This window comes from Clostridium niameyense, from assembly GCF_001243045.1.
GTDB classification, from domain to species: domain Bacteria; phylum Bacillota; class Clostridia; order Clostridiales; family Clostridiaceae; genus Clostridium_F; species Clostridium_F niameyense.
In genome coordinates, this window is sequence record NZ_LN849007.1 from 1,409,238 (window position 1) to 1,427,411 (window position 18,174).

Annotated in this window: 19 protein-coding genes; 3 read left to right on the forward strand and 16 right to left on the reverse strand. The window is 25.3% G+C overall.

The genetic code is table 11. The features are described from left to right. Positions 1-108: 108 nt before the first annotated feature. The gene (locus BN1711_RS07615) at positions 109-621 is read left to right on the forward strand and encodes a DUF2953 domain-containing protein (RefSeq protein ID WP_050607564.1); all 513 of its coding nucleotides are present in this window, start codon (positions 109-111) and stop codon (positions 619-621) included. A gap of 31 nt (positions 622-652) precedes the next feature. Then, the gene (gene ytfJ, locus BN1711_RS07620) at positions 653-1,069 is read left to right on the forward strand and encodes a GerW family sporulation protein (RefSeq protein ID WP_050607565.1); all 417 of its coding nucleotides are present in this window, start codon (positions 653-655) and stop codon (positions 1,067-1,069) included. Positions 1,070-1,165: 96 nt separating this feature from the next. Here the strand turns inward: ytfJ and scpB are convergent, their stop codons facing one another. Together scpB and BN1711_RS07630 are read right to left on the reverse strand one after the other, a co-directional pair. Further along, positions 1,166-1,735, reverse strand: coding sequence for an SMC-Scp complex subunit ScpB (scpB, locus tag BN1711_RS07625; protein WP_050607566.1), 570 nt, complete (start codon positions 1,733-1,735; stop codon positions 1,166-1,168). Then, on the reverse strand, positions 1,735-2,475 hold the full coding sequence (locus BN1711_RS07630) for a segregation/condensation protein A (protein WP_050607567.1): 741 nt from the start codon (positions 2,473-2,475) through the stop codon (positions 1,735-1,737). The genes scpB and BN1711_RS07630 overlap by 1 nt, the downstream gene beginning before the upstream one ends. A gap of 193 nt (positions 2,476-2,668) precedes the next feature. Between BN1711_RS07630 and BN1711_RS07635 the strand changes: the two genes are divergently transcribed. Then, a complete protein-coding gene (locus BN1711_RS07635; RefSeq protein WP_050607568.1) occupies positions 2,669-4,015 on the forward strand; it encodes a CCA tRNA nucleotidyltransferase in 1,347 nt (448 codons plus the stop codon). Between the two features lie 76 nt (positions 4,016-4,091). On the opposite strand, the gene BN1711_RS07640 is transcribed toward BN1711_RS07635, so the two are convergent. From BN1711_RS07640 to BN1711_RS07715, 14 genes are all read right to left on the reverse strand, one after another. Then, the gene (locus BN1711_RS07640) at positions 4,092-5,321 is read right to left on the reverse strand and encodes a D-alanyl-D-alanine carboxypeptidase family protein (protein WP_050607569.1); all 1,230 of its coding nucleotides are present in this window, start codon (positions 5,319-5,321) and stop codon (positions 4,092-4,094) included. A gap of 110 nt (positions 5,322-5,431) precedes the next feature. Next, positions 5,432-6,085, reverse strand: a complete 654-nt coding sequence (locus BN1711_RS07645) for a DUF6483 family protein (protein ID WP_050607570.1) — start codon at positions 6,083-6,085, stop codon at positions 5,432-5,434. A 323-nt stretch (positions 6,086-6,408) separates the two neighbouring features. After that, entirely contained in the window at positions 6,409-6,591 is a 183-nt protein-coding gene (locus BN1711_RS07650; protein WP_050607571.1) for a hypothetical protein, read from the reverse strand. Between the two features lie 623 nt (positions 6,592-7,214). Continuing rightward, a complete protein-coding gene (locus BN1711_RS07660) occupies positions 7,215-7,409 on the reverse strand; it encodes a helix-turn-helix transcriptional regulator (RefSeq protein WP_050608466.1) in 195 nt (64 codons plus the stop codon). A 1,183-nt stretch (positions 7,410-8,592) separates the two neighbouring features. Then, positions 8,593-9,288, reverse strand: a complete 696-nt coding sequence (locus BN1711_RS07665) for a hypothetical protein (RefSeq protein ID WP_050607573.1) — start codon at positions 9,286-9,288, stop codon at positions 8,593-8,595. A gap of 483 nt (positions 9,289-9,771) precedes the next feature. Further along, on the reverse strand, positions 9,772-10,113 hold the full coding sequence (locus tag BN1711_RS07670; RefSeq protein ID WP_050607574.1) for a hypothetical protein: 342 nt from the start codon (positions 10,111-10,113) through the stop codon (positions 9,772-9,774). Between the two features lie 512 nt (positions 10,114-10,625). Continuing rightward, positions 10,626-11,930: a pyrimidine-nucleoside phosphorylase gene (locus BN1711_RS07675; RefSeq protein WP_050607575.1), complete on the reverse strand. Its 1,305-nt coding sequence runs from the start codon at positions 11,928-11,930 to the stop codon at positions 10,626-10,628. Between the two features lie 33 nt (positions 11,931-11,963). Then, a complete protein-coding gene (locus tag BN1711_RS07680; RefSeq protein ID WP_050607576.1) occupies positions 11,964-12,161 on the reverse strand; it encodes a hypothetical protein in 198 nt (65 codons plus the stop codon). A gap of 48 nt (positions 12,162-12,209) precedes the next feature. Then, complete coding sequence (locus BN1711_RS07685) at positions 12,210-13,025, reverse strand: purine-nucleoside phosphorylase (protein ID WP_050607577.1); 816 nt, start codon at positions 13,023-13,025, stop codon at positions 12,210-12,212. A 61-nt stretch (positions 13,026-13,086) separates the two neighbouring features. After that, a complete protein-coding gene (gene xerD / locus BN1711_RS07690; RefSeq protein WP_050607578.1) occupies positions 13,087-13,962 on the reverse strand; it encodes a site-specific tyrosine recombinase XerD in 876 nt (291 codons plus the stop codon). A gap of 278 nt (positions 13,963-14,240) precedes the next feature. Next, on the reverse strand, positions 14,241-14,888 hold the full coding sequence (gene spoIIM, locus BN1711_RS07700) for a stage II sporulation protein M (RefSeq protein WP_050607579.1): 648 nt from the start codon (positions 14,886-14,888) through the stop codon (positions 14,241-14,243). Between the two features lie 65 nt (positions 14,889-14,953). Then, a complete protein-coding gene (locus BN1711_RS07705; protein WP_050607580.1) occupies positions 14,954-15,484 on the reverse strand; it encodes an NUDIX hydrolase in 531 nt (176 codons plus the stop codon). 415 nt (positions 15,485-15,899) lie between these two features. Next, positions 15,900-16,397 carry a hypothetical protein gene (locus tag BN1711_RS07710; protein ID WP_050607581.1) on the reverse strand — a complete coding sequence of 166 codons (498 nt, stop codon included), beginning with the start codon at positions 16,395-16,397 and terminating at the stop codon, positions 15,900-15,902. 240 nt (positions 16,398-16,637) lie between these two features. Then, positions 16,638-18,032, reverse strand: a complete 1,395-nt coding sequence (locus BN1711_RS07715; RefSeq protein WP_050607582.1) for an MATE family efflux transporter — start codon at positions 18,030-18,032, stop codon at positions 16,638-16,640. Positions 18,033-18,174 lie beyond the last annotated feature (142 nt).

Here is an 18,174-nt window from a genome sequence, read left to right on the forward strand (position 1 = left end):
CATTTTAGTTTACTTTTTTATTATGTTTACATAATTTACTGTATGTTAAGTTATATTATTTTTGTTTTTTGGCAATAATTCTTAATGTTTAAATAGGAGGAAATTTCTATGTTTTTTTATATTTTATTATTTATCATTATTCTTTTTATATTTTTACCTATTCCCATCAAAATTAGCGTAGTTTATAAAAATAATTTATTAAAAATATATATCTTTAATAAGACTTTATCGCCTAAAAAACCCGAAAAGAAACTACATAATAAAAATAAAACCCCGCAAAAAATCGATAAAAGATCGTTACTTAAAATTAAAATAATGATAAATTTATTGAAATCTATTAAATTAAAACCTAAATCAAAGTTATATTTCAATTTAGATTATGATTTAGAAGATGCTTCCCATACCGCTATCATTTATGGAATTTTATATAGTTTTTCTCCTATAATACATAATTTTTTTAAAAATATGTTCAGTATTAAAGAATTTAAACTGATGATTTCTCCTTTGTTTAAAAATGATTTTTATATAAACTTTAAATTTAACGGTATATTTTATATAAGTTTAGTTAAAATTATCTATATAACTATATTGTTTAAACGTAAGTTAAAAAATATAAATTAATTTATTAAAATAATTTCAAGGAGGTATTTTCATGGAATCTCATCCTATAGAAAATTTAATGAAAAATACTATGGAAAATATAAAAGATATGATAGATGTAAATACCATTGTAGGAGATGCTTTAAATACTAGCGACGGTACTACTATTATACCTATATCTAGAGTTTCCTTTGGTTTTGCATCTGGTGGTTCTGAATTTTCCTCACAAAAACAAAGTGAAGAAGATATGTCTGAATATCCTTTTGGTGGAGGTTCTGGTGCAGGGATCACTTTAAAACCTGTAGCTTTTTTGGTTATAAAAGAAGATAAAGTACGTCTTTTATCTTTAGATCAAAAAAATAGCTGTGATAGACTAATAGACAACGTACCACAAATAATAGATATGTTTAGAAATAAAAATAGTGAAGATGATATAGATTTCAGCTGCGATTTTGAAGATGAAAATTAAATCGGTTTATATTTTATAAGAATATAAATAAAAACCTTAACTAATACCTTTTTAATTAAATATAATATAAATCTTTAATATTAGTTAAGGTTAATTCTATTTTTCCTCAAAATTCTTTAATATATCTTCTAATCTAGGCATTGAGTCTATACTATCTAATCCAAAATACTTCAAAAATTCTTCTGTAGTTCCATATAAAATGGGTTTTCCTGGAACTTCCAGTCTTCCACATTCTTTTATTATACCTTTTTCCATTAATGTAGCTAATGCTCTATCACTTTTAACCCCTCTTATTTCATCAATAGCTACCCTTGTTACAGGTTGTTTATAAGCTATTATAGATAAGGTCTCTAAGGCTGCTTGTGATAAAGATTGACGCACATTAACATTTAAAAGTTTTTCTATATATTCACTATTTTCTTGTTTTGTAACTAACTGAACTTTATTATTATGTATAATTATTTTTATACCTCTATTAATGTTTTTATAATCTTGTTCCATTTCCTTTATAATAGTATTTGTCTTCTCTTCACTACATTTTATTATAGAACCTATTTCCTTTATACTTATAGCATCTCCACTCATAAAAAGTATAGATTCTATTATAGATTTATATTTATCGCTTTTAGAAACCTTGTCCATTTCTAATTGTCGTACATTATCCATTATTGATTTTCCGTCCCCTCTACATATATTTCTTTAAAATTACTTAACTGATATACTGTAATACTCTTTAATTTTATAAGTTCTAACACTGCTAAAAATGTTACTACTACTTCTAATTTGCAATCACATTCTTTTATTAAATCATCAAATAAATACTTTTGTTTTGATTTCATTTTACTTTTTATATATTTAATTTTATCCTCTATTTTGTATTTATCTAGATAAATCTCTCCCTTAAATTCTATATCCTTATTCATTTTATTACTATAATAGTTGATTAATTCATTATAAGTATTATATAGTTTAAGCAAGGTAATATTTTGTAATAAATCTACTGCTGTATGTTTTTCTTCCTTCTTTTCAATTATTTCCGGTTTTTTACTAAAACATATTCCACAGCTTTTTTGTTTACCTTTTAAAAATTCTGCTACAGCTTTAAACTTTTTATACTCTAAAAGCTTATCTACAAGTTCTTTTGTAGGATCTGTCTGTGTATCTTCCTCTTCCTCTTGTTTAGGTAAAAGATATTTAGATTTTATTTCAATTAATGTAGCTGCCATTACTATAAATTCAGAAGTAATTTCTAAATCCAATTCCTCCATTTTATTTAAATATTCCATATACTGATTAGTTATTTCCTGTATTCTTATGTTATATATATCCATCTTATTCTTTTTAATCAAATGAAGTAATAAATCAAAAGGCCCATCAAAATTATGTATTTTTATATTTAATGGCATATTTAATCTCTCCTATATTGCTTTCTACGAATTTTTTATTAATTATATACTGTTACACTTCTTTCTTATTTTAAGCATATCACAAAATTTTAATGCTATATATTTGTGATATACATAATTATCATTGACTTTTACTAAAATAATTATATAATTATATTCAAAATTGTACAACTTACTTTAAAGGAGAATACATATGAATCTAAAAATTAACCCTCCTAAAAATGCTGCTCTAGCAGTAAAAATGCTATTGAATTCTGGATTTGAGGCAGGATTTGTAGGAGGATGTATACGAGACGCTCTTATGAATAAGACACCTAATGATTGGGATATTTGCACCTCTGCTACTCCTTATGAAATACAAGAGGTGTTTAAAGATTTTAAGAAGCTTACTATAGGTTTAAAGCATGGTACAATAGTTGTTATTATAGATAAGGAACAAATCGAGATTACAACCTATAGAATAGATGGAACCTACTCAGATGGACGCCATCCGGATAAAGTATGCTTTACAAGAAATCTTTTAGAAGATTTAAAAAGACGTGACTACACACAAAATGCTATATTTTTTAATGAATTTCAAGGAATTATAGATCCCTTTAATGGTATTTCTGATATAAAAAATAAAACTATAAGAGCTGTAGGAGAACCTAATAAGAGATTACAAGAAGATGCTTTAAGAATTCTAAGGGGAGTTAGATTTTCATCTACTTTAGGATTTAACATTGAAAAATATACTAAAAAAGCTATGTTTAAAAACAAAGAACTCTTAAAAAATATTTCTCAAGAACGCATTACTGTAGAATTTATTAAGCTAATTCAAGGTAAAAATATAGTAAATGTATTAAAGGAGTTTAAAGATATCATAGCTTATATTATACCAGAGATGCAGGATTTAATAGATTTTTCTAAAACTTATGACTTATGGATACCCACAATTATTTCTGTTAATGATTCAAAAGATTTAATATTAAAATTAACTATGTTATTTCGTAATATTGGAAAACCTTATTGTTATAGCAAAGATAAAAAAGGTAATATAATATTTCATGATTCAGAATCAAGATCTTGTCATATTGCCTCCATAATTTTTAAACGTATGAAAATCACTAACGCTGAAGAACTAAATAAAAATGATGTAAAAGATATTATAGAATTAATTAAATATCAAAACATTCTTATAGAGCCCAATAAAAATAGCATAAAAAAAATCTTATATGAATTGAGGGGTAATAAGCTACAATTTAGAAGATTACTTGAAATAAAACGAATAAGTATTCTCAGTGAAAATCATAGTAATTCAAAGGACTTACTAAAAAAATATGATAATATTGAAAAAATATTTTGTGAACTATTAAGAGAAAATACTTGTGTATGTTTAAAGGATTTAGATATTAACGGTAAAGATTTAATATCTCTTGGAATTTCACCAGGTATTAGAATAGGAAAAATATTAAATGAATTATTGAAGGATGTAATAAACGAAGTTTTACCTAATAATAAATCTGCATTAATAAACGCTGCTAAAAAGTATCTTTCTTAAAAATACATTGATAAAATTAAAAAGCTAACATTTTAATATGTTAGCTTTTTGTTATATATTTTTTAACTATAGTCTATTAAATAGCATTATTTGTTACTTTTTCAAAACCGCTTTTTAGATGATTAAAAAATCCTGATTTTCTTATATTTCTATCAGGTACCACTTTTATTTTTCCCGCCAATTTTCCATCTACATATATTTCACAAATACCTGCTTCTTGATTCATTTTATATTCTTTAACATTAGAGTTAATTACACATTTTTTAGTAATTTTATTTTCTTTTCCTTTTTCAATTATTACACTAAAATCTTCTCCAGCCTTAGCCATGAAGTATTTACTTCCTTTGGAATTTAAAGGAACCTTTGCTATAGCATCACCTTTTTTAATAATACTTTTTAATTCAAACTTAGAAAAACCATAATTCATAAGCTTTCCTGCATCTCTATTTCTTACCTTGTAAGTTGGTGATCCCATTATTACAGCTAACATTCTAACTCCGTCTCTTTTAGCTGTAGCTGATATACAATACTTTGCTTCGTCTGTAAATCCTGTTTTTAATCCATCACAACCTTTAAAGAATCTTACCAATTTATTATGATTAACAAGTCCTATTGGACTTTTTCTTCCTTCAGATATGGTTTCCATATATGTTCCTGTATATTTTAAAATTTGTTTGTGTTTTAAAAGTTCTCTAGACATTATTGATATATCATTTGCAGAAGTTTTATGTCCTTCAGCACTAAGTCCAGTACAATTTTTAAAACTTGTATCTTTCATATTTAAACTTTGAGCTCTTTCATTCATCTTTTTTACGAAAGACTCTTCACTTCCTGCTATGTATTCTGACATAGCAACTGCCGCATCATTTCCAGATGCTATGGCTATTCCTTTTAATAACTCTTCTACAGTTCTCTCTTCTCCTACATCTAAAAGCATAGAACTACCGCCCATTTTCTTTGCATTTTCACTTACAGTAACCTTATCTGTAAACTTAATTTTTCCTGAATCTATAGCCTCCATAGTTAAAAGCATTGTCATTATTTTTGTAACAGAAGCTGGAGCAAATTTTTCATGAGAATTTTTTTCATATATTATTTGCCCTGTAGTAGGTTCCATAAGTAACGCTGATTTAGCCTCTACATTTAACGCATCCTGCTTTTCTTTACCATGTTCATCCTTATTTTGCTTTTCTTCTTCTTTTGTTTGGTTCATAAGTGTTCTTGCATTAACAGGTTTTGCAAATATACCAAATATAAAGGTTATGGTAATTATTACACTAAATAAACAATAAACTTTTCTTTTCATGTTTATATGTCCCTCCTTCACAAGTATTTTCTCCATTTTTTCATAATATTATCACGGAAAATTTTTCTGAATTGTAAATTAGAGACATATAACTAAATATTCAATTAAATTCAAAAGTTATTTAATTGATTCAATCCATCTAATACCTCATCTAAAGGTAAGTTACCTTTTTCAAGTTCTTCTTCAGATTTACATTTTAATCTTTCATAAAAATCTTTAGCCTTATTAATTATTTCTTTATTATCATTATTTTTATCTAAAATTTCAAAAATCATATCCTCCGCCCTAGAGTATTCTCCTTTAACTTCATAATATTCAAATAGTAGAGATTTACTATATAAAGGTAATTCATACTGCTCTGTTATATCTATAATATCATCAATTTTACTAAAGAATTCCTGTGTGCATAACTTGTTTTCCCTAAGAATTAATTCTATAAGTATATTTAAACTTTTTATGTATATATTAAAACTTTTTATACTTTCCCCTTTTAATTCATATAGATTAGCTTTTTCCTTTAACAGCTCTGAAAGAATAATGGATTTTCCTATATTTATTTTTCCACTACTACTTATAATAGACATTAAATCTTTATATGGAAGAATGTCTATTGTCTCAAATCTTAATCCTAAAAATTGTTTCAGAGAATCATTTATTAAATTCATAGATTTATCTAAATTCTTTTCTTTTTTTAACTTTTTTAACTTATCTAAAGTTATATATAACTCATTTAACATAATAGATGTATAATCATTTTTTATCATAATTTTTGTTCAGTGAACTAATTCACCAAATCTACCCTCCTTTAAATTTATACACTTAGTATATAACAAATATCCATTGTGTTACATATAAGTTATATATTTAATCTTTTATCGTGAAAAAATTTATTTATAGAGTTTTTAAACTTAAAACCATTTAAATCTGATTTAACCCCTATTAAATATTTACTATAAGGTAAAAAACTAATTACATAAAAAATAAATGTATTTATAGTTACTGTTAATACCAATAAAATAATTGGCGAATATAAATTATTCGTTTAATGTGTATTTTTATCAAAGTAAGTTGCTTGTCCCCCTAAATTTCAGAATCCCATAATCCCATCATCATCACCAACATTAGAAACTCCATCCATATTTTTTAATTGATTAAAATCTCTTTTATCAAATGGTTGTACATTCTCATCACTATTAATACCTTTGCTTTCAAAAGTTATATTTATAGAATTAACATCTGTAGGCTCATCAGCAACGGTAATATGGATCATTAGTTATAGCTCTTCTTTTTAGGATATTCTTTTTTAATAATTGCAGCATTTCTAGAAGCATATATTACTCCAAGATTTATAAAATATATTTAAATAATTTAATCTTAATAAAGGAGATTTTCATGAGAGATTTAGTACTATTACTTAAAGATTATAAAAACTATTTCAGTAAAGATAGTATTAAATCAACACCCATTTTATTAACAATTTACATAATTTTAAATACTTTTAAAATCTATATTAGCGTTTATTATGTTACCAATAATTCTAGTATAAATAAATTATTTGAAGTATTTCTAATCCCAAAACCGTTTGTTATTGGAATAATGTGTTTAGTTTTAATTATATTCTTAATATTAACAGTTAATATAAATTATTTTTTTATATCAATAATGAATAGTATGTTTGAAAAAAATCATTTTAATAAATCTTCACTTAAATCATTAATATATACAACTCAATATCATATTCTATTAAACAATTCATATAAATAATCTTTCGTATTATAAAATGGATATTTTATAATACGAAAGATATTATTGCTGATATAATAATTATTATAATAAATATAATCAAAAACTCCTTACTGTTATTTGATTTCATTTAGTTATCCTCCTTATAATTTAATTATTTATTAAAAATAATTCTTCTACTTTCGTTTTTAACATTTTTGATAACTTTATTGCCAATTCTAAACTTGGATTATATTTATTATTTTCAATTGCATTAATTGTTTGTCTAGTTACATTAAGAAAATTTGCTAAATCTTCCTGTGTATAATTATTTTTCTTTCTTAGTTCTTTAATCCTATTCTTCATTTCTAGCACCCATTTTTTTCTAAGGATAAGTACACTTATATACATTACAATATTTTGAGTTAAAAATAATATAAAAGGTACTCCAAACTCAGAATGTTTAACATATTGATAAATACACCATATAACTAAAAAAGCTGATGTATATATCCATGATATTTTTATGCTTTTTAATGTTATGGCTGCTTCCATTTCATCCACCTTTTTCACATGCACGCCCCTAAGTATTGGAATTACTTTACATTTATAGTTTATTGTTACCAGTAAAAATTGTCAAGAACCTTTTACATTTTTTAGATATAACATATAATTAATAAACTATAAAAGTTCTTAAATAAATATAATTTTACTTAATATAGTTTTTGGCACACTGATAAAATAACATATAATACTTATAAATACAGGATATTTTATATTTATAATAAAAAAGAGAATAAGGGAAATATGATACCACTTACTAATTAGTAAGTGGTAAGTTAGCTGTGGCAACTATATTTCTATCTTAAAAAAGTGATATTATTTTAAGATTTTTTTAACTCTGTTTTAACTCTATTTGAACTCCATATGAGTCCTAATTACATCCATTTTTACTCTACTATAACTAAGTTATATCTGTTTATTTCTTAAAATTAGGAGTTATTGCTAAGTTTATATAGATTAAATAATCTATTATTGTTTTTAATTATAATAACTCTCACATCGATTTTTAGCCTCTTTCTGTTTCTTTTCTTATACACTCTATATGAATCTTATAAATCATATCTAATTTCTTAACAAATAAAATATAAATTTTATAGTAGTAGAGTTTGCCCCGCTGTGCATCTAAAATTTCCATAGATAGTGTGTAAATTTAATATATTCTAGCTTTTAAAATTAATTATAGATAGTTTTATACCTATAATGCTAAAACTATCTTAAAATGCTTTATAATTCATAATAAATACATAAAAAAAGTAACTATAAAGCTACCCTTAATATCTTATACTTATATATTTTTATAATAAAAATTTATCAAAAACTTTCTTTTTTATTATTTTATATAAATTATTAAAATGTTCTACTAACAATCTTTCCTCCTTATTAACTTTTTTTCAGACACTCTTTTACTAAATAATTTTTATGTTTTGAAAATCTTAAATTTATTCCTTCTAATATTGTCATTCCTATATAAAAATTCTTACTATTATTATTTTTCTGTATTTAAGTTTTCTATGTGTTTTATTGATAAGTATCCAGATAATATTCCTAAAGATGCAAGTGACAAAGGAATCGCTATTATAGAATTTAGTGAAAATCCATTGTTGTAAGAGCAGACAATAGATACTAAAACAATAGATGATAAGATTGTTACAAAAGTTGATTTCTTAATTATTCCTAAATACATAGATATTAGGTTCATAAGAGACGATGTAATTGCATACATAAATAAAGTTAAAGTGTTGATCGTTATCATATTTATATTTAATTTGTTAGGTACTAGATTAAAAATTTTATCTAAAAAATAAAAACTAATTTCTAGAAAAATATTTGATAACATTATTGTTAAGAAAGTAAACATAATAACAATAATAATTTTAGATATAATTATGTTTCTTATATCTATTGGATGTGAAAATAATGTATTCATTTTTTTATTTTTTAAATCCTTAATAATGATATTTGAAATAAGTACACTAGAAAAAATCATAAAAGTCGCTCGAACCAAACTATCTATTATAGCAAAAATAATTGAATAATTTGACATTGGAGTTATCTTTAAATCTTTCATTGGATAGGTGATAAGAATTAAAATACCTAAGATAATAATATTCGCAATAATTACATTTTTTATATATTTCCCGAAATTTAACCTTTTTAATTCAGATTTAATTAATTTAATCACTTCATGCCCCTCCTTATTAATTATTTAAAAAATCCTCTGTACAACACTTTTCTTTAATATCTTTTTCATAATAAAATAAATTATATGATATCTCTTTAATAGTCCTTTTAAATATTGCCTTGATATATAATATTTCTAAAAATATTCTGTTAAAAATAATCGTATTTGCCTTAGATCAGCTAAACTTATAATCTTTTAAAAAATTTCATTAGAATTAAGATTTGCAATTTTACTTTCAATATCCATTAAGTAACATACATTTTGCATAATGGATAAAATATATTGATTCAATACCAATTGCCATTAGACTATAAAATCCTTTCGAATTTGTTCCTATAATTAACACAATTTGCATAATAAATGTAACAACTAATTTAATAATTGGACTCAAATATTTTTTATTATTTTTAAGATGATGTGCAAAAAATTAGAGTTATTGTAATTATACTTTTACATTTTTTCTTCAAACAAAAATACTAGTATTTATTCAAATATACTTCTATGAGAAAGGTGTACATCAGTAGTTGAATTTATTTTTATATTTAAATTACCTCTAGAACCTTTACCGACAATCCTAATAAAATATTTACCGTTTTCAGGTGTAGTTAAATTTAATGATGCTTTCCCATTTGATTTATGAGTAGCTATAGCTTTATATTCCGAACTTAAAACTACAATGTAAAGTGTTCCTTTAGTGATTTTAGAGTTATCTATTATTTTTATTTTATTATCTTTTGTTGATTGAAATTCCATCAAAGACCATTTACCATCAAATCTATCAAAATCAAATTTTCTACCATTTTTAGTTTTTTCCTCATTAAACATCTTTGTAATACTTACATTATCTTCTTTACTTATTAAATAATCAATAGAATCAATATTAGGTACTGTACTTTTACGTATTACTATGCCAAAAATTATAATAATTACAATAGCACAGATGCTAGTCTAAATATTTATTTTCTTCATGTTAACCTCCATATTGCCATTACCACTGGCAATAAAAATATTAATAAAAATTTATATACTTATTTGTTCATCTAAAGATAACAAACTTATGTACATCTTATCAATCAGACATTTTTATTAAAACAAAAAACACTAAAATGTGTACTTGATTGAGTTAGAGACTCCCTAATATAAAATTTCCTTACTATCCATTCTGTTAATTCTATATTTGAGAATAAAATATAGAAGATATAAAACTTATAAAAAAATTTAAAACTTCTTATTTGTATTTTCTGGGAAATATATAAAAATACACTTAAGAAGTTCTAAATAAATTTATTATTTTCAATGCTGCCTATAAAAGAACTTTAAGTTCCAAGAGATTTAAATTATGACACTATATCATGAATTAATGGAACTTTTTCATTACAAGTATTCTCTATAACATAGTTGTTTATTATATCTTTTACGGCTTTTTCACCTTTTGCCTTATCATTTGCATGAACGTAAGCTATAGTATCTCCTTTTTCTACTTTGTCTCCTCTTTTTTTGTTTAGAACTATTCCTACAGCTAAATCTATTACGCTTTCTTTAGTAGCTCTTCCTGCTCCAAGTTCCATAGCTACTATTCCTATATTTTCAGCATGTATTTTATTTACATAACCTTCTTTTTCTGAAATTACAGGTATTATATAATCTGCTTTTGGAAGTTTTTCTTCACACTCTACTAAAGTTTCATCTCCACCTTGGGACTTTATAAATTCCTTTAATTTTTCTATAGCTGTACCTTTTTCTATAGTGTTTAAAAGCATAGATTTTGCTTCTTCTATAGTTTTTGCCCTATTGGCTAGAACTATCATATTACTACCTAATGTTAAGCACAATTCTAATAAATCCTTAGGACCCTTTCCTTTTAAAGTATTTATAGCTTCTTTAACTTCTAAAGCATTTCCTATAGCAAATCCTAAAGGTTGATCCATATCTGATATTATAGCCACGGTATTTCTTCCTACTGTTTTTCCTATGTTAACCATTTCAGTTGCTAACTCCCTAGCATTTTCCACAGTTTTCATAAAAGCTCCTTCTCCAACCTTCACATCTAAAACTATAGCGTCTGCTCCCGCAGCTATTTTTTTACTCATTATGCTAGATGCTATTAATGATATATTATCTACTGTAGCAGTAACATCCCTTAATGCATATAATTTCTTATCTGCTGGGGCTAAATCTGCTGTTTGACCTCCCACTGCTAATTTTATATTATTTACGTTATTTATAAACTCTTCTTCTGTCATTTCTACTGAAAAGCCTTTAAACGTTTCTAATTTATCTATAGTACCGCCTGTATGACCTAATCCTCTTCCAGACATTTTAGCTACAGGTATACCTAAAGCAGCTACCATAGGTCCTAAAACTAAAGTAGTAGTATCTCCTACTCCACCTGTACTGTGCTTATCTACTTTTATACCTTGTATTTTTGATAAATCTAATATATCCCCAGAGTTTACCATGGCTTTTGTAAGGTCAACAGTTTCTCTTCTATTCATCTTTTGAAAATATATTGCCATAAGCAATGCTGAAGCTTGATAGTCCGGTACATTGCCTGCTGTGTACTCCTTTACAAAATAATTTATTTCCTCTGTAGTAAGTTCATTACCATTTCTCTTTTTTAATATTAAGTCGTACATTCTCATAAATTTGTCCTCCTTAAAATACAGAAATAGATTTTAAATATTACTTGTTATTTCTTTAATTGTGGATACAGAAAAATTAGGTATATTAATATAACTTATAATCTTTTTATTTTGTATATCGTCCACAATATCTCCAAGAGCAGAACCTAATATTATAGCTATATCTATATTTTCATTGTTTACATTTTTAATATATTCTTTAGCTTCATTTATACTCTTTAGTAAATCCATAAGATTCCTCCTAAATGAACTAACTATCTATATAAAACATAAACACATTTACATATTTTTTATAATTTCTTTTACTAAAGTAACAAAAGTATTTTTTACCCTATTTGAGGTTTCTATTACTTCTTCATGATTTAATGGCTGATCTAATATACCAGCTGCCATATTTGTAATACAAGATATTCCTAAAACCTTAATTCCACAATGATTTGCTCCTATAACTTCTGGTACTGTAGACATACCTACCGCATCCGCTCCTAAAAGTCTTAACATTCTTACCTCTGCAGGTGTTTCATAAGTTGGACCTGTCATCATTGCATAAACACCTTCTTGAAGTTTTACATCTAATTTGCTTGATATATCTTTAGTTAATTTTATTAGTTCTCTGTTATAAGGTTCAGACATATCCGGAAATCTTGGTCCTAAATCATCAATATTTTTTCCAATTAAAGGATTGTCAAATGAAAAGTTTATATGATCTTTTATTATCATAAGATCTCCTGGATTAAAACCTTCATTTACTCCACCAGCAGCATTAGTAACTATTAATTTTTCTATACCTATTTCTTTCATTATGTAAACAGGAAGTATTACATCTTCCATTTTATTTCCCTCATAATAATGAACTCTTCCTTGCATCATAATTACCTTTTTTCCATTTAAATCTCCACATACAAATTGACCTTTGTGACCTGCTACTGTAGATACTGGCATATTAGGTATATCACTATATTTTATTATTTGTTTATTTTCTACAAGTTCACCTAATTCACCTAGCCCAGATCCTAATATAATACCTATTTGTGGTGTTTCTTTTAAATTTTCCTTTACAAATTCTACGCTTTCTTTTAATTTCTTTAAGTCCATTATTATTCCTCCTCTTGCTCTTGTTTTAATCTATAATTATTAATATTTACTTTTAGTTAAATTATGCCCTAGGATGTGCATTTTTATATACTTGTGCTATTTTGCTTTTTCTTGATATAGTTGAATAAATTTGAGTAGCTGCTAAATCTCTATGACCTAATAATTCCTGTACAGATTTAATATCTGCTCCATTTTGAAGAAGATGTACTGCAAAAGAATGTCTTAAAGTATAGGCATTTATAGCTTTATCTATACCAGTTTCCTTTGCATAATGCTTAATTATTTTCCAAAACCCTTGTCTTGTAAGTTGTGTGCCTTTCAAATTTAAAAATAAATAATCTAAATTATATATGTTTAACTCTGGTCTAACTTGTAAATATTCTTTTAAACAATTTACTGCATAGGAACCTATCGGAATTATTCTTTCCTTACTTTTAGTCCCCCTACATTTTATATAATTAAACTTTAAATTTATATCATATATAGTTAAATTTAAAAGTTCTGTAACTTTAGTTCCTGTAGCATACATAAGCTCAAGCATTGCTTTATCTCGCAGACCTTTTTTAGAATTATCTGGAGAATTTAATAAAGCATCTACTTCCTCTACAGATAGTATTTTAGGTATATTTCTTTGAACTTTTGGTATATCATAAGATAATGTAGGGTCTTCTAGTACAATTCCTTTTTTTATTAAATACTTATAGAAATTCCTTATAGATACTATGTTTCTAACTATAGATGAAGTAGCATGTCCAGTTTTTTCTAAGTGTTGAACATAAGCCATAATAGTAACGGTGGTTGCAGATTTTAAATCTTCCTCTCTAGTAGTTGCAAATTCCTTAAATTTAGTTATATCTCTATTATACGCATCTATAGTATTTTTACTTAAACTTTTTCTTTGAAGTTCTTTTAAATATCCTTCTAAAACGCTACTCATTCCACATTCTCCTATTATTTCAGACTTATTTATTATATTCAACAAATTTTTTTAAAAACCTTTAAAAAAATTACTGAAAACTAATATATAGTTATAAATTAATTTAACTTTTAAGTTTAATCTATTAAAAACTAGAGTACTATTTTCATAAACATGATTTTTCATAAAAAAATTATAAAGAAATAAATCCATTATTTTTGGAAGCAAGATGCCAAAAAACAATAAAATAATAAAACATTTTATTGCAGTAATCATGCATTCTTTATATTCGTAAAAAATCATGCCATAAACATCCCCATTCTTTCTACTACTAACTTTATCATATTAGGGGTTATATATGATTCAAGTAAAAAGCCCACAAACATAATAATTGCAATAAACATAAATGAAAAAGAATAAGAAGTTACTTTAACCCACACATTTTTTTCCCATAATCTATTGGTTTTGTTTCTTAATAGATTTACAGAAAACTCCATGGCTAAAACTGATGCAAATATTACACACGGAATATATATTAAGTTTTGAGGAAGTACACCTAAAAAAGACATCCAAACTCCTTTTATCCCTAGAGCGTTTACTATAAAACTAGTTGTAAATCCTATAGTGAAACCCTTTATTATATCTATAATAAGAATAACTGGAATGCCTATCATAGTTAATCCTAAAAACCATATTCCTATTATAAGAACTGCATTATTTTTAATAGTTTCTATTAATACAGATTTTGAATTTATGCCTCTATTATTTAAAGTGTTACTAAAATTTTGTAAATAACTTGATAAATCACTTTTTTCAAAAGACCCCATATATTTTACAGAATAAATACCCAAAACCACCCCTGTACATATACAAAGTAAGCTTACTACATAGAGCCAAAAGTTTTCCTGCACATGTTTATTTATGCCATATAGAAGTTTGTTTTCCATAATAATTTATCCCCCTTTTGTTAACTATCTTTTTTATATTTATGATAGTAAAAGAAGTTATATGTCTAAATTAAATAATCAAACATTATAGCACTTATACTTTTAGCATCTATTATTTTACCATCTTTAATTAAAGATTTTAATTTCTTTTTATCTATTTCCATTAAATTTATAAATTCATCCTCATCCTTTAGACCATCCTGACCTTTATAAAGTTCTGTAGCTTTATACATATATATATATTCATCTGTAAATCCTGGTGATGTAACTATTTTCCCTAAGTATTCAAGTTTTTTTGCTCTATATCCGGTTTCCTCTTCTAACTCCCTTTCAGCACAAGTTCTTTTATCCTCACCTTCTTCAATTTTACCTGCAGGTATCTCTAAAATCTCCATGTCTATAGGTTTTCTAAATTGTTTTACAAATATCAATGTATTTTCATCCTTATAAGTTAATACCGCTACTGCTCCTGAATGTTTTACAATTTCTCTCATAGATTCTTTTCCATTAGGTAATTTAACCTGTTGTTTCACTACATTTATTATTTTGCCTTTGTATATTGATTGTTCATTTAAAGTTTTTTCATAAAACTCCATAAAACTCCCTCACTTTATATATTTTAAATTTATTAAAAGATATGATTTCTAATATTCTTAAATAATTATAAGATTTATTATATGCTAAAATTAATAAAATAATGTAATTTAAAAGAAGCCAAATCTAATGATTCTACCTTCCTCTATGTAAATTATTTATCTTGTATTTCTTCACCGCATTCCTCGTCGCAGTAGGTCTTAAATCCTCTTTTAATATGATAAAAATTCCCAGTATTAATAAGGTGTTATTGATAAACTTAGTTAATTTTTCCTAATAACTCTCCTTTCTTTAAACTAAATTCCTCCTCCGTTAAAACGCCTTCTTTTCTTAATTTATCCAATTTGTATATTGCATTAATATTTGGATCTATATTAGCTTCTCTATCTTGTAATAAGCTCTTTTCTTTTTCGGGTATTAACCTAAAAAAACATCATAATCACTAGATTTAAACTTAATAATTTTTTTGTTCCCATTATCATCTAGTAATTTTATTATAGTTGTTCTCTTATCTATTACTTCAGTTTTAATTTCTTTTATCCTATCCCTATCTTTTTCTCCTTCTATAGCTGATCTAATAATGGCTAAGTCAGTACCTCCACCCCTAATATTAGTGTACATATCTCCTATTCTAGTAAAATACATTATTCTATCTATAGGTATTGTTATTTTTCCATAATCATTTCCCCCTATTTCATCTGCTATAAAATATATATTATTTTCATCTTTCCATACATATGAGACTTGACCATCCTGGCCATTACTATTTACACATACGCTACCAAACTCAGTATCTACTATAGTAATTAAACCTGCCTTTTCTCCCAAACCATATTTTTCTTCAAGTTGTTTTCTTGTGATTTTTTCTTTTTTAATTGTTAAAATAATAAATAGTATAATAATTAGTGTTATCATTATAATTCCTCCAATCAAAATATTATCTAATAGATTACATCACTACAAATATTCTATATTTTATGGTAATTTACTTCTAATATTTTTATATTTTTCCTATTTATTAGTCAAATTTGACAAGTTTTTATTGATATTAAAGAAGAACACTTTCTATTAAAATTTAATATTTTCATAGAAAGTGTTCTTCTTTAATATATAAAAATTAAAAATTATATTTTTTCTTTAAACCTAATTCAATTTTTAAAAAGATGAAACATCCTTCATTGTATCTGAATTAGTTTCTCCTATTTTTTCCTTTTTTAAATTTTTTTTCAGCCAAATGGCCATTATTAAAGTTTCTATAAAGGCTAATCCATCTGCTGCAGTTTGACAGAATATTACCCCTTCTAATCCTATAAACTTAGGTAATATAAAGATTAAAGGTATATAAAATATCCCTTGTCTAGAAACAGATAGAATAAATGCTCCAAAAGCCTTACCTAAAGCTTGATATAATACTGAATACGTATTTACATATCCAAATAAAGGAAATAATAATGATGCAGCTCTAAAGGCTTTTACCCCTATATCTATAACTTCTTTGTCCTTTGTAAATATAATCATACAACCTCTTGCAAAAACTATAAATAAACCAGATATAATAATACCAGCTATAGTACTCCATTTAATAGATATTTTAACGGCTTCTTTTAATCTATTAAAATTTTTGGCTCCGTAATTATATCCTGCAACAGGTTGGAATCCTTGTCCTATTCCAAATACTATATAAAATCCTATAGACATAACTCTAAATACTATACCCATAGCTGCTACTGATGCATCTCCATAAGGCTTTGCACCTAGGTTCATAAAACCTAAAGCAAAACTTCCTAATACTTGAGTTACAAAAATAGGAATACCTATCTTAAGTATTTCAAAAAACATATTAAAAGTTGGCTTTAAAAACTTTATTCCTAATTTTATATAGCTTTTCTTAGAATAATAATACCTTAAAAGAAAAATAAAAGATACTATCTGTGATATAACTGTAGCAACTGCTGCACCTTTTATACCCATACCAAGTTTAAACATAAATATAGGATCTAGTATTATATTTATAACCCCACCTATACAGGTAGCTACCATACTATATCTTGAATTTCCCTCAGCTCTAATGGTGTTACTCATTATGGCTGTTCCAATGGTGAAAATAGATCCCAATACTATTGTATATCCATATTCCTTAGCATAGGGCATTGTACTTTCTGTTGCTCCATACATCAATAAAAATTGATCTAAAAATTTTATAGAAATCACAGTAAAAATCAAGCTAAATATACACCCAATCACTATAGTAGATGTAAGTGTTCTATCTGCCTCCTTTTTTTTCTTTTCTCCCAACAATCTTGATAGATAAGAAGCACCTCCTGCTCCAAACATAACTCCTATAGCCCCAATAAACATAAACAATGGGTATACTATAGATACTGCAGCAATAGCACTAGTATTGTTAAGCATACCAACAAACATAGTATCAACTATATTATAAATAGCAGTAATTAACATAGCTATTATTGCAGGTACTGATAACTTTAAAAGTACCTTAGGTATACTCTCCTTCTCCATCATTTCTGCTGTAGATATTGTGTCTTTCATATTCTTTTTTGCCTAATAAAAGCCTAGAAAAGCTTAGACATTCCTCCCCTCATATTTTAAATTTTTATAATAAAGCTAGGCTTTGGATTTAGTCTTATTTTTATAAACTTAATTATTAATATAACTAATTAAAATTAAAATA